This window comes from Palleronia sp. LCG004, assembly GCF_032931615.1.
Lineage (GTDB): Bacteria > Pseudomonadota > Alphaproteobacteria > Rhodobacterales > Rhodobacteraceae > Palleronia.
Genome location: NZ_CP136759.1, coordinates 1,178,160 through 1,189,068 on the forward strand (window position 1 = coordinate 1,178,160; position 10,909 = coordinate 1,189,068).

At 62.2% G+C, this 10,909-nt stretch carries 15 protein-coding genes and 1 tRNA gene; 9 read left to right on the forward strand and 7 right to left on the reverse strand.

The annotated features are described in order from the left end of the window. Positions 1–202 precede the first annotated feature (202 nt). The gene (gene hisB, locus RVY76_RS05655) at positions 203–790 is read left to right on the forward strand and encodes an imidazoleglycerol-phosphate dehydratase HisB (RefSeq protein WP_317376407.1); all 588 of its coding nucleotides are present in this window, start codon (positions 203–205) and stop codon (positions 788–790) included. 4 nt (positions 791–794) lie between these two features. After that, entirely contained in the window at positions 795–1,439 is a 645-nt protein-coding gene (gene hisH / locus RVY76_RS05660) for an imidazole glycerol phosphate synthase subunit HisH (protein WP_317376408.1), read from the forward strand. A 4-nt stretch (positions 1,440–1,443) separates the two neighbouring features. Here hisH and RVY76_RS05665 read toward each other — a convergent pair whose 3' ends face one another. Together RVY76_RS05665 and RVY76_RS05670 are read right to left on the reverse strand one after the other, a co-directional pair. Beyond that, complete coding sequence (locus RVY76_RS05665; RefSeq protein ID WP_317376409.1) at positions 1,444–1,692, reverse strand: hypothetical protein; 249 nt, start codon at positions 1,690–1,692, stop codon at positions 1,444–1,446. Between the two features lie 44 nt (positions 1,693–1,736). Further along, on the reverse strand, positions 1,737–2,543 hold the full coding sequence (locus RVY76_RS05670; RefSeq protein ID WP_317376410.1) for an alpha/beta hydrolase: 807 nt from the start codon (positions 2,541–2,543) through the stop codon (positions 1,737–1,739). 162 nt (positions 2,544–2,705) lie between these two features. Between RVY76_RS05670 and hisA the strand changes: the two genes are divergently transcribed. Further along, on the forward strand, positions 2,706–3,425 hold the full coding sequence (hisA, locus tag RVY76_RS05675; RefSeq protein ID WP_317376411.1) for a 1-(5-phosphoribosyl)-5-[(5-phosphoribosylamino)methylideneamino]imidazole-4-carboxamide isomerase: 720 nt from the start codon (positions 2,706–2,708) through the stop codon (positions 3,423–3,425). Positions 3,426–3,432: 7 nt separating this feature from the next. Here hisA and RVY76_RS05680 read toward each other — a convergent pair whose 3' ends face one another. Next, a complete protein-coding gene (locus tag RVY76_RS05680; protein WP_317376412.1) occupies positions 3,433–3,876 on the reverse strand; it encodes a DUF302 domain-containing protein in 444 nt (147 codons plus the stop codon). A gap of 93 nt (positions 3,877–3,969) precedes the next feature. Here RVY76_RS05680 and hisF point away from each other — a divergent pair, with 93 nt between their 5' ends. From hisF to RVY76_RS05700, 4 genes are all read left to right on the forward strand, one after another. After that, positions 3,970–4,731: an imidazole glycerol phosphate synthase subunit HisF gene (hisF, locus tag RVY76_RS05685; RefSeq protein ID WP_317376413.1), complete on the forward strand. Its 762-nt coding sequence runs from the start codon at positions 3,970–3,972 to the stop codon at positions 4,729–4,731. Further along, the gene (locus RVY76_RS05690; protein ID WP_317376414.1) at positions 4,728–5,036 is read left to right on the forward strand and encodes a phosphoribosyl-ATP diphosphatase; all 309 of its coding nucleotides are present in this window, start codon (positions 4,728–4,730) and stop codon (positions 5,034–5,036) included. The genes hisF and RVY76_RS05690 overlap by 4 nt, the downstream gene beginning before the upstream one ends. 139 nt (positions 5,037–5,175) lie before the next feature. Continuing rightward, positions 5,176–6,090 carry a dihydrodipicolinate synthase family protein gene (locus RVY76_RS05695; RefSeq protein ID WP_317376415.1) on the forward strand — a complete coding sequence of 305 codons (915 nt, stop codon included), beginning with the start codon at positions 5,176–5,178 and terminating at the stop codon, positions 6,088–6,090. Between the two features lie 14 nt (positions 6,091–6,104). After that, entirely contained in the window at positions 6,105–6,743 is a 639-nt protein-coding gene (locus RVY76_RS05700; protein WP_317376416.1) for a GntR family transcriptional regulator, read from the forward strand. Here RVY76_RS05700 and RVY76_RS05705 read toward each other — a convergent pair. Both RVY76_RS05705 and rlmB read right to left on the reverse strand, forming a co-directional pair. Continuing rightward, positions 6,740–7,153: a CoA-binding protein gene (locus RVY76_RS05705; protein WP_317376417.1), complete on the reverse strand. Its 414-nt coding sequence runs from the start codon at positions 7,151–7,153 to the stop codon at positions 6,740–6,742. The genes RVY76_RS05700 and RVY76_RS05705 overlap by 4 nt on opposite strands. A gap of 160 nt (positions 7,154–7,313) precedes the next feature. Further along, on the reverse strand, positions 7,314–8,102 hold the full coding sequence (gene rlmB / locus RVY76_RS05710; RefSeq protein ID WP_317376418.1) for a 23S rRNA (guanosine(2251)-2'-O)-methyltransferase RlmB: 789 nt from the start codon (positions 8,100–8,102) through the stop codon (positions 7,314–7,316). An 86-nt stretch (positions 8,103–8,188) separates the two neighbouring features. Between rlmB and RVY76_RS05715 the strand changes: the two genes are divergently transcribed. Beyond that, a tRNA-Tyr gene (locus tag RVY76_RS05715) sits at positions 8,189–8,272 on the forward strand. A 13-nt stretch (positions 8,273–8,285) separates the two neighbouring features. On the opposite strand, the gene RVY76_RS05720 is transcribed toward RVY76_RS05715, so the two are convergent. After that, on the reverse strand, positions 8,286–8,699 hold the full coding sequence (locus RVY76_RS05720) for a VOC family protein (protein ID WP_317376419.1): 414 nt from the start codon (positions 8,697–8,699) through the stop codon (positions 8,286–8,288). Between the two features lie 77 nt (positions 8,700–8,776). On the opposite strand from RVY76_RS05720, the gene RVY76_RS05725 reads away from it, so the two are divergent. After that, the gene (locus RVY76_RS05725) at positions 8,777–10,066 is read left to right on the forward strand and encodes an O-acetylhomoserine aminocarboxypropyltransferase/cysteine synthase family protein (RefSeq protein WP_317376420.1); all 1,290 of its coding nucleotides are present in this window, start codon (positions 8,777–8,779) and stop codon (positions 10,064–10,066) included. A 39-nt stretch (positions 10,067–10,105) separates the two neighbouring features. Here the strand turns inward: RVY76_RS05725 and RVY76_RS05730 are convergent, their stop codons facing one another. Further along, entirely contained in the window at positions 10,106–10,825 is a 720-nt protein-coding gene (locus RVY76_RS05730) for an SIMPL domain-containing protein (RefSeq protein WP_317376421.1), read from the reverse strand. Positions 10,826–10,909 lie beyond the last annotated feature (84 nt).

The window sequence follows — 10,909 nt, forward strand, 5'->3', positions numbered from 1 at the left end:
TAGCCCCGTCGCGTCCAATTCACGAGATGTCGTCGCCGCAAACCCGCCATGCGCATGGCGAATTCGTGGCAACTCCCACTTTCCTCCCTCACGACATACCTTTTCGCGACGAATTACCAGCCACTTCGTGCGGGGATCTTTCCTTGTGCGCAAGCCCTGCATATAGAAGCGGTCGAATTTGCCAGACGGGATGCTATCGTCCATGCGCTCAGCTTCGATCACCAGAAAGACCTCGGAAACCGAGATCACCGTTATGATCGACCTCGACGGGACCGGCATCTACGACATGTCGACCGGCGTGGGATTCTTCGATCACATGCTCGACCAGCTCGCGCGCCATTCGCTGATCGACATGCGCGTGAAATGCGCGGGCGATCTGCACATCGACGACCATCACAGCGTCGAGGACGTAGGGATCGCGTTGGGTCAGGCCCTGTCGCAAGCGCTTGGCGAAAAACGCGGTATAGAGCGCTACGGTCAATGTGCCCTGCCGATGGACGACACGCTGGTCACCGCGGCGCTCGATCTATCGGGTCGGCCCTGGCTTGCCTGGAACGTACCTTTCCCGACAGAGAAGATCGGCACCTTCGACACTGAACTGGTGCGGGAGTTCTTCCAGGCGTTCTCGACGCATGGCGGGATCACGTTGCATGTCGACCTCATGCGGGGGCTCAACAGTCATCACATTGCCGAGGCCGCGTTCAAGTCCGTCGCTCGCGCCCTTCGGCAAGCTGTGACGGCCGACCCACGCAAGGGACACAATATTCCCTCGACGAAGGGGGCGCTCTGAACCGATGCTGACCGTCCTTATCGACACCGACAGCGGCAACCTGCATTCGGCCGAGAAGGCCTTCCAGCGCATGGCACGCGAGGTGGACGGGGGCAGCATCCTCGTCTCCGCCAATCCCGAGGACGTGGCGCGTGCCGACCGGGTCGTTTTGCCCGGCGACGGTGCCTTCCCTGCCTGTCGCCGCGCGCTTGTCGCCGACAGGCAGGCGCTCCATCAGGCGCTCCTAGAAACGGTAGAGACGCGCGGCCGGCCTTTTCTCGGGATCTGCGTCGGAATGCAACTGATGGCCCGACGTGGTTTCGAGTACGAGGAAACCCGGGGCTTCGGTTGGATTGATGCCGATGTCGTTCCGATCGAGCCCCAGGACCGGACGCTCAAGGTGCCGCATATGGGGTGGAACGACCTTTTGATCGACAACCCACACCCCGTGCTGGATGGGCTCATCACGGGCGATCACGCCTATTTCGTTCATTCATATCACATGCGAATGGCCGAGACCGATCAGCGCATTGCGCACTGCGAGTACGGCGCAGATGAAATCACGGCGATCGTAGCGAACGGGACCTGCGTCGGGACGCAATTCCACCCGGAAAAAAGCCAGTCTGCAGGTCTCCGCCTGATCGCGAATTTTCTAGGCTGGAAACCCTAACGGTTCAAGCGCGCTTGCATTCGAAGACATGCCGGAAGCCGCCGCGGCCATTGCCACGCGTCTCGACATACTGCCACCCTTTCCCACGCGCGAGACATCTCTGCGCTGCGGCGTCGTATGTGGCCTGTCCTGGATAAGGCGTTGCCAGATAGGTATCGATGACGAAGCGGTGCGGGACAAGCACATCTTCGCTTGCCCCGCCGCATCCCGCTAGAATGAGCGGGATCATCGAGATGAAGGGAAACCGTTTCATGCAGGCGATCGTCTACGATCCCCGTTAACGGCAGCCTAAAATCCTCAACCTTTCAGGAACGCCAGAAGATCTGTGTTGAGCCGATCGCCATGCGTTGCCGTCAATCCATGCGGTGCACCGTCGTATTCCTCAACGGTCGCGTTCGGCACGAGTTTGGCTGCTGCCCGACCCGCAGTGTCGATCGGAACGATTTCGTCGCCCGTTCCGTGCACGATCAGCGTCGGCAAATCGAATTTTTTTACATCCTCGCGGAAATCGGTACGACCGAACGCATCCACGCAATCGAGCGTGGCCTTGGGGCTTGCCAGCATCGCCATGCCCCAAGCCCAGTGGCGCGTCGCGTCGCTCACATCACCTCCAAAGAAATCCTTGAAGAAGGTTTCGAAGAACGCCGGTCGATCCTTGCGTATGCCGTCCTTCATGCCGACAAAGACGTCCTCGGGCACCCCGCCCTCGTTGTCGTCAGTCTTCAGCATGAAGGGTGCCACGCTCGAAATCAGGGCGGCGGAGCGCAGCCGTTGTGTGCCGTGCCGACCGATATACCGAGCGACTTCCCCGCCGCCCATGGAAAAGCCGACGATCGTGGCGTCGCGCAGGTCCAGCGCATTCATGATCGACGCCAGATCGTCTGCCATCGTATCATAATCGTAACCGCCGGTAGGCTGCCCCGACCGTCCGAAGCCGCGGCGATCATAGCTCACCACACGGTAACCCGCTTCGAGCAGGGCGAGGGCCTGATGTTCCCAGCTATCGGCGTTGAGGGGCCAACCGTGGATCAGAACCACGGGGCGACCATTGCCCCAATCCTTGACGTAGAGGTCTGTCTTGTCGGACGTCTGAACGATGGGCATGAGGGTATCCTCCTGAATTTATGGCTTGACGATCCAACGACCTCGCGGCCCGCGGCGTTCCCGCTGTTGCACCTGCCCGCGTACGGGGGCAAAAGGTCGCCGCATGGGTGGGGATGCGCCCTCTCCAGCCCTGCCAGATCCAGCCATCCGGAGTGCCACCACATGATCCTCTACCCCGCCATCGATCTGAAGGACGGCAGATGCGTGCGTCTTCTGCGTGGTGACATGAACAAAGCGACGGTCTTTGGCGAGGATCCGGCTGCGCAGGCCGAAAGCTTCGAGAAGGCCGGTTGCGGGTGGATCCATCTCGTGGACCTCAATGGTGCATTCGAAGGGCGTCCCGTGAACGCGGGTGCCGTCGAGGCGATCCTCGACCGGATATCGGTGCCGGCGCAACTCGGCGGCGGAATCCGTGACATGGCCACGATCGAGACCTGGCTCGACAGGGGGTTGGCCCGCGTGATCCTCGGCACCGTCGCTGTGGAAGACCCCGACCTTGTCCGCGAAGCAGCGCGGGCTTTCCCGGGCAAGATCGCCGTCGGACTGGATGCACGGAACGGACGCGTGGCAACACGGGGATGGGCGAACGAAACCGATCTCGACGTGACCGATCTGGCCCGTTCGTTCGAGGATGCCGGTGTGGCTGCCATAATCTATACTGACATCGATCGTGACGGCGCGATGGGCGGTCCGAACATAGCGGCGACCGAAACGCTCGCCCGCGCCATCGAAATTCCCGTCATAGCATCAGGTGGCGTATCCTCGATGGAGGATTTGCTTGCCCTCAGGGATACCGGGGTGATCGCCGGTGCAATTTCAGGCCGTGCCCTTTATGATGGAGCGATAGATCTGAAGGCGGCGGCACAGGCTTTGGGAGCCTGAAACAAGATCAATTCGCTGCTGCGGCAGACGCGAAGTTTTCCAAAGCCTCGTCCATCCGTGTCAGAACTTCCTGATCTGCCGACAGATCCAGCCCGTCGAACATGTCTTCGACCGGCTCGTACGCGACCCATGTCTGGCCATCTGCATCCGCATAGACCAGCATCTTCAGCGGCAGTTCCAGACCGGCAAGCATGTTCTGCTGCATCACGGGAGTCCCGAGTTCGGGGCTGCCGAAAATGAGGAGCTGGCTGTCGGGCAGTTCCATATCCACACGCGAGGCACCCGCCGCATGATCGACGGTCGCGAAGATCCTCGCCCCGGCATCCTCGACGGCGTTCGTCAGTCGCTGCATCGCCTGGTTCACGGTACCGGGAGCCTGCAACCGTTGGTAATCTGCCAGCGCCGGTGCCGTCGCCAATGCGGCAATGGTAGCGAGTGTGATCGTCCTCATGGTATGTCCTCCGTCATTTCGTCCGCCAACCCCATCGCACACGTTGCGGTTCCGCCACTGGCGCAAGGTCGGCACGCGCGCTAGAAGCAGCCCATGCTCAAGACACGCGTCATACCCTGTCTGGACGTCGCCGATGGACGCGTCGTGAAGGGCGTCAATTTCGTCGATCTGCGTGATGCAGGCGATCCGGTTGACGCAGCCATCGCGTACGATGCCGCCGGCGCGGACGAACTCTGTTTTCTCGACATCAACGCAACGCACGAGAATCGCGGTACGCTCTACGATCTCGCGACCCGCACGGCCGAGCATTGCTTCATGCCGCTGACCATCGGCGGTGGTGTTCGGTCGCATCACGACGTGCGCGCGCTGCTCCTTGCAGGTGCCGACAAGGTGAGCTTCAATTCCGCAGCCGTTGCCAATCCCGACGTGGTGGCCGAGGCCGCGGACCGGTTCGGGTCGCAATGCATCGTCGTCGCGATCGACGCGAAGTCCGTCGCGCCCGACAGGTGGGAAATATTCACTCATGGCGGCAGGCGTGCGACGGGAATCGACGCGGTCGAGTTCGCTCGGACGGTCGCAGCCAAGGGCGCGGGCGAAATCCTGCTGACCTCCATGGATCGCGATGGGACACGTTCGGGGTTCAACCTGCCGCTGACCCGCGCGATCAGCGACGCAGTTTCAGTACCGGTCATCGCTTCGGGTGGTGTCGGCACGCTCGACCACCTGGTCGAAGGGGTGACAATGGGCGGGGCCTCCGCCGTGCTTGCCGCGTCGATCTTCCATTTCGGCGAATTCACGATTGCCGAGGCGAAGGCCCATATGGAAACCGCTGGCATCCCCATGAGAATGACATGAGCGCGATTGACCGTCTTGCCCAGACGATCGAAGCACGTCGCGATGCCGATCCCGACGGAAGCTGGACTGCGAAGCTCCTCGCCAAAGGGCCCGAGAAGTGCGCGGAAAAATTCGGAGAGGAAGCGATCGAGGCCGTCATCGAGGCCGTCAAGGGCGACCGCGAGCGCCTGATCTCCGAAGCGGCGGATGTCCTTTATCATTTGCTCGTCATGTGCGCCGCGCGCGGCGTAAGCCTTCCCGAGATCGAAGCCGAACTTGATGCGCGGGCGGGAAGATCGGGCATCGAGGAAAAAGCCTCTCGCTGACATGTGAAGCGAAATGTTTTGCGCGCGAACCACCGCTTGGGTCGGTCCGTGGCGCGAAAGTCAACAATTGACGACTTGAAAGATCAGCGGCAACACGCCAACATGTCAGTCGAAAGATCCCCCTGATCCGGAGAGTGTCATGTCTTCCGCTTCCGCCGCTACGTCTATGGCCAAGACGGCCCCTCGTGCCCATCTCTTCGGCATTTCCACTGCGATGGTGACGCCCTTTGGGGAAGACGGAAATGTCGATCTCGTACGCTTTGCGGGTCAGGCCGACCGGGTCGTCACCGGGGGCGCGGATGGCGTTACGCTCTTTGGAACGACCGGAGAAGGCGCATCGCTCGGCCCCACCGAGCGTGAGGCGATGTTGTCAGCGGTTCTCGATGCGGGGATTTCACCCGATGCCGTGACGGTGGCGATCGTCGCAAGCGACCTGGAAACCGCCGAGACACAAGCAAGAGCTGCGCTGACGCGCGGGGTGACGAGCCTGCTTCTGACCCCGCCTTTCTACTTCAAGGGCGTGGATGATGACGGCGTCTTCGACTGGATGACTGATTTCATCGGACGCGTTGCGGACAGATCCCCGCGCATCATCCTCTATCATATTCCGCAGATGACGGGCGTGTCGCTTGATGGACCTCTCATTCGCCGCTTGAAGGAAAGCTGTGGCGAGGCGATCTTCGGCGTAAAGGACAGCGCCGGAGATTGGGCACATACCGAAGCGCTTCTGCCGATGGACGACCTTGCCATCATGATCGGAGACGAACGGCTCTTGGCCCGCGCGGCTCCGCTCGGAGGCGCGGGAGCGATCAGCGGAATGGCGAACCTTATGCCCGAAGCGCTTGGAAAGGTGATCCGCGAAGGTCGACAGAACACTGCGCTCGACCGGCTCGTCGAGGGCGTCGTCGCGCATCCCGTGACGCCGATGGTCAAGGCCTTGGTCGGTGCGCAGATAGGCGACGCCGCGTGGACGCGGACCCGCGCGCCGCTCCGCCCGGCTGATCCAGCAGTGGTCGAGAACTTGGCACAGCAGGTCGCGGACCTTACAAGCTGAGGGGGTGCGATCCGATGTCGTTGCGCGAACAGGCCTACGAAAGCTTTACGGAGCAGCTGCTGACCCGGCGTATTTCGCTGGGGCAGTTCGTCTCGCAACGGGAACTGGTGAAGCTGACGGGTATGCCGCTCGGAGCCATCCGAGAAATGATCCCGAGGCTGGAGGTCGACGGCTTGATCCGCACGGTTCCGAACCGTGGACTGCAGATTATCCAAGTTGATATCGAACTCATCCGCAACGCATTCCAGCTTCGGCTGGTGCTTGAGCGTGAGGCTGTACACAATTTCGTCGGCATTGCGAGCGAGGAGATGGTCGAGGACCTCCGACGCCGCCATCTCGAAACGCGGGAAGAAGCTCAGGCAGGTGTGACGGCCGAATTGCTCGCCCGTGCGCAGCAGATGGACTGGGATATGCACGACCTCATGATCGACGCGCTCGGCAACGAGCTCATTTCATCGATCTACCGAACCAACTCGATCAAGATCCGGCTGATCCGGAACGAAGATACGCGAATGCTGCCGGAACTCGTCGTTTCGGTCATGGACGAGCACCTTCGCTTCATCGATGCACTGGCAAGTCGTGACGTCGAAGCGGCCGAGGCCGCTCTTGCCGCGCATCTTGAGAGTGCAAAGCGCCGTGCGGTGCGGATCTAGGACAGCAGTCTCGCGTAGTCGATCTTGGGGCAGCGATCCATGACGACGCTCAGCCCCGAGGCACGCGCCGTTTCAGCGGCACCCTCGTGGACGACGCCAAGCTGCATCCAGACGACCCGCAGATCTGGAAGTGTCTCGATCGCTTCTTCCACGATCCGCAGTACGTGTTCGGGTCGACGAAAGATGTCGATCATTTCGATCCCTGCTGGAAGATTGGCGATCGAGGCGACGATCTTTCGGCCGAACAGGATCTCGCCGGCATGGCCGGGATTCACCGGATGGACCTCGTAACCCTTCTCGATGAGGAACCGCCCCACACCGTTGCTCGGTCGCCCGAGATTGGTCGATGCACCGATCATGGCGATGCTACGGCACGTCTTAAGGATCTCGCGGATCTCTCGATCGGTCATCCGCGCAACTCGTCATAAAAATGCGCCCACGGCGCGAGGGCCGGGGCGCAGGTACGGAACGAGGGACAGTGTTTGACCACCGGCGGTTCCACGACCGGCAGCATGGGCGATAGGTGGGCTACCGGAGTTGGTGGCGCCACTGAATCTCGCCAAAGCGTGATCACCGTGATGCGCCTTGCCGGGTAGCATAAAGCGCCACAGCCGCCGCATTCGACACATTGAGCGACCCGAAACCCCCCGCAGCCTCGATCCGAACCAAACGGTCGCAGAGGGTTCTCGTCCTTTCCCGGAGGCCGGGTCCCTCGGCCCCGAGGACGAGCGCGAGCGCGTGACCGGGGAGCGCCCCGGCGGCTTCGGCGACGCTCTCCTCGGCTTCACCGTCGAGACCGAGCAGTGTGACGCCCATATCGCGCAGGTTTTCCATCGTATTGCCGAGATTGCCGACCCGCAGATACGGCTGCCGTTCGAGCGCACCGGATGCCGTCTTGGCGAGTGCACCGGTCTCGGGCGCGGAATGACGTTGCGGGGCAATGACCGCGCGCGCCCCGAAGACCTCGGCCGAGCGCAGGATCGCACCGACGTTATGCGGATCGGTCACGCGGTCGAGCAGGACGAAGAGCGCCGTGCCCTGCCCCTCCGTCACGATCCGCTCGAGGGGACCCCAATCGAGAGCCGATACCTCGAGCGCCGCGCCCTGATGGACTGAGCCGGGATCCAGCGGCACGTCGAACTTTCGAGGATCGGCGATCTCTGGCTCGAGGCCGGACCCGGCGATCGCGGAGGCGAGCTTGTCGGCCGCGTTCTTCGTGACGACGAGGCGATGTCTCGCCCGGCGGGGATTTTCCAGCGCATCGCGCACTGCATGCAGACCGAAGAGCCAGAACGTCGCGCGATCTGCATCGCGTTGCGACTGTTCCTTTTCGATCACCCATTTTGGTTTCTGTGCCATGCCCCGCCCTTGCGTCCCGGCGGATCGAAATTCAAGCGAATTTCGTCTTGACCCCCGAAGTCACCCCGGATACCTCAGCCGCCAGTGGGCGACAGGCCGCAAGGTGTGGCAGGGGACTGTAACTCCCTCGCGGAGACGCACGCCTGGTTCGATTCCAGGGTCGCCCACCACTCACACCATGCGCTAGACGGCGAAGACGGCGTCCATGTTGGCGAACCCTTTCACCTCGATCGGATTTCCCGACGGATCGCGGAAGAACATCGTCCACTGCTCTCCGGGCTCGCCCTGGAACCGCACCGAGGGCTCCAGCACCCAATCGGTATCCGCACCCTCCAGACGCTCGCGCAGAACCTGCCAATCCTCGAGCGGCAGAACCATGCCGAGATGCGGCATCGGCACCATGTGATCGCCGACCTTGCCGGTATTCGATGTGGCGAATGGCGTGCCGAGATGCAGGCTGATCTGGTGACCGAAGAAGTCGAAATCAACCCATGTTTCCGTGCTGCGCCCTTCGGTGCAATTGAGCACCCCCCCGTAGAAGCGGCGCGCCTCGTCGAGATCGGTCACGTGATAGGCAAGATGGAAGGGATGCGGCATCGGTGGCCTCCGGCGTTGTGCGAGATTTCAGCATAGAATAGAGCTCGGTCGATGAAGTGAAGAGGAGACCACCAGCCATGTCCGATGCAAAGCGCGGCTTCAACACGTTGCAGATCCATGCGGGTGCCCATCCGGACCCCGCCACCGGCGCGCGCCAGACGCCGATCTACCAATCGACCGCGTTCGTGTTCCGCGACGCGGATCATGCCGCCAAGCTCTTCAACCTGCAGGAGGTGGGCTTCATCTATTCGCGGCTGACGAACCCCACCGTCGCGGTATTGCAAGAGCGTGTCGCGACGCTCGAAGGCGGCGCGGGTGCGGTCGGATGCTCTTCGGGGCATGCCGCGCAGATCATGGCGCTGTTTCCGCTGATGGGCCCCGGCAAGAACGTGGTCGTATCGACCCGTCTTTACGGCGGGACGGTCACCCAGATGACGCAGACGATCAAACGGTTCGGATGGTCCGCAAAGTTTGTCGATTTCGATGATCTCGATGCGATCGCAGCCGCAATCGACGACGACACGCGCGCGGTGTTCTGCGAGAGCATCGCCAATCCGGGCGGCTACATTACCGATCTTCGTGCAGTGGCCGATGTCGCCGATCGCGCGGGGCTGCCGCTCATCGTCGACAACACTTCGGCCACGCCGTATCTATGTCGTCCGATTGAGCACGGCGCGACGATCGTCGTTCATTCGACGACAAAATACCTGACCGGCAACGGCACGGTCACTGGTGGTGTCGTCGTCGATTCGGGCAAGTTCGACTGGTCGGCTTCGGGCAAATTTCCGTCCCTCAGCGATCCCGAGCCCGCCTATCACGGGCTGAAGTTCCACGAAACCTTCGGGCCGCTCGCCTTCACCTTCCACGGAATCGCGATCGGGCTGCGCGATCTCGGCATGACGATGAATCCGCAGGCCGCGCATTACACCCTTATGGGCATCGAGACACTGAGCCTGAGAATGGAGCGGCACGTCCAGAATGCCGTGAAGATCGCGAAATGGCTCGAAGCCGATGAGCGGGTCGATTACGTGACCTATGCCGGCCTGGAAAGCTCGCCCTATTACGGTCGGATCGAAACGGTGTGTCCAAAGGGCGCGGGCGCGCTCTTCACCTTTGCGGTAAAGGGCGGATACGAGGCCTGCGTGAAGCTGATCGATGCCGTCGAGATCTTCAGCCACGTCGCCAATCTCGGCGATACGCGCTCGCTCATCATCCATTCGGCCTCGACCACGCATCGCCAGCTCGAGGAGAACCAGCAGCGTGCGGCCGGTGCCGATCCGGAGGTCGTTCGGGTGTCGATCGGGATCGAGGATGCCGACGATCTGATCGCAGATCTCGATCAGGCATTGTCAAGAGCTGTTGCCTGATCTCAGCGGGAGGGCGATTTTGCCGCCCTCCCGTCCGCTTCACTCGGCAAGTTCGTAGCGGACCGCGACGCGTTTCACCGTTTCAAGCGATCCGGGCGCAACCGGAACCGCGCCCTCCATCGCCGCCCGCATCATGACGGGTCCGGGATCGCCGGCACCCTCCATTTCGCGCATGTGGACGATGGGCCCGAGTGTCCGACCCGCCGCTTCGGCGAGGATACGCGCCTTGCGCATGGCATCCTCGACAGCAGATCCGAGGGCGGCATCCGCGACCGGAGCGGGATCGGCGATGCCGAAGCTCAAACCATTGAACCGGTTCGATCCGGCATCAATTGCGGCACCCAGAACGACACCCAACCGTTCGAGATCGCGCACAAGCACCTCAACATCGCTCGCCGCTTCATAGCCGGTGATGCGGGGGGCCGCGCCGGGTTCGGGCCCTTCGTTGGCGTAGATCGGGTTCAGTCGCAATTCGCCCGTCTGCACGTCGCCCGGGTCGATCTCCAGCCCGTCGAGCTCAGCGAGCAGGGCCGAAAGGGGCTCTTCCATTGCCGTCACCGCTGCCTGCGGCTCCGGTGCCTCGGCCACCACGCCCATGCGTATCGTTGCAAGATCGGGGGTGACGGTTTCACGTCCTTCGCCCATCACCTCCAGGATCGCAGGCATGTTGCTTTCCTGATCCTGCGCGACGGCGGGTGCAGCCAGATAACCGCTCAGCAGCGTGATTGCGATGAGCTTCGGCAAGCCAGTCTTCGTCATCTTCATCTCCGGGTAAAAAGGTTGTCACTCGGCTCTAGGCCGGGTTCAATAGGGCTCCGGTCCCTGTTTGCCTCGGCGAAAAGC

Excerpts from the sequence above, each read along its gene's own strand:
- hisB (WP_317376407.1), top strand. The coding sequence starts at position 203 with ATGCGCTCAGCTTCGATCACCAGAAAGACCTCGGAAACCGAGATCACC.
- hisH (WP_317376408.1), top strand. The coding sequence starts at position 795 with ATGCTGACCGTCCTTATCGACACCGACAGCGGCAACCTGCATTCGGCC.
- RVY76_RS05665 (WP_317376409.1), bottom strand. The coding sequence starts at position 1,692 with ATGAAACGGTTTCCCTTCATCTCGATGATCCCGCTCATTCTAGCGGGA.
- RVY76_RS05670 (WP_317376410.1), bottom strand. The coding sequence starts at position 2,543 with ATGCCCATCGTTCAGACGTCCGACAAGACAGACCTCTACGTCAAGGAT.
- hisA (WP_317376411.1), top strand. The coding sequence starts at position 2,706 with ATGATCCTCTACCCCGCCATCGATCTGAAGGACGGCAGATGCGTGCGT.
- RVY76_RS05680 (WP_317376412.1), bottom strand. The coding sequence starts at position 3,876 with ATGAGGACGATCACACTCGCTACCATTGCCGCATTGGCGACGGCACCG.
- hisF (WP_317376413.1), top strand. The coding sequence starts at position 3,970 with ATGCTCAAGACACGCGTCATACCCTGTCTGGACGTCGCCGATGGACGC.
- RVY76_RS05690 (WP_317376414.1), top strand. The coding sequence starts at position 4,728 with ATGAGCGCGATTGACCGTCTTGCCCAGACGATCGAAGCACGTCGCGAT.
- RVY76_RS05695 (WP_317376415.1), top strand. The coding sequence starts at position 5,176 with ATGTCTTCCGCTTCCGCCGCTACGTCTATGGCCAAGACGGCCCCTCGT.
- RVY76_RS05700 (WP_317376416.1), top strand. The coding sequence starts at position 6,105 with ATGTCGTTGCGCGAACAGGCCTACGAAAGCTTTACGGAGCAGCTGCTG.
- RVY76_RS05705 (WP_317376417.1), bottom strand. The coding sequence starts at position 7,153 with ATGACCGATCGAGAGATCCGCGAGATCCTTAAGACGTGCCGTAGCATC.
- rlmB (WP_317376418.1), bottom strand. The coding sequence starts at position 8,102 with ATGGCACAGAAACCAAAATGGGTGATCGAAAAGGAACAGTCGCAACGC.
- RVY76_RS05720 (WP_317376419.1), bottom strand. The coding sequence starts at position 8,699 with ATGCCGCATCCCTTCCATCTTGCCTATCACGTGACCGATCTCGACGAG.
- RVY76_RS05725 (WP_317376420.1), top strand. The coding sequence starts at position 8,777 with ATGTCCGATGCAAAGCGCGGCTTCAACACGTTGCAGATCCATGCGGGT.
- RVY76_RS05730 (WP_317376421.1), bottom strand. The coding sequence starts at position 10,825 with ATGACGAAGACTGGCTTGCCGAAGCTCATCGCAATCACGCTGCTGAGC.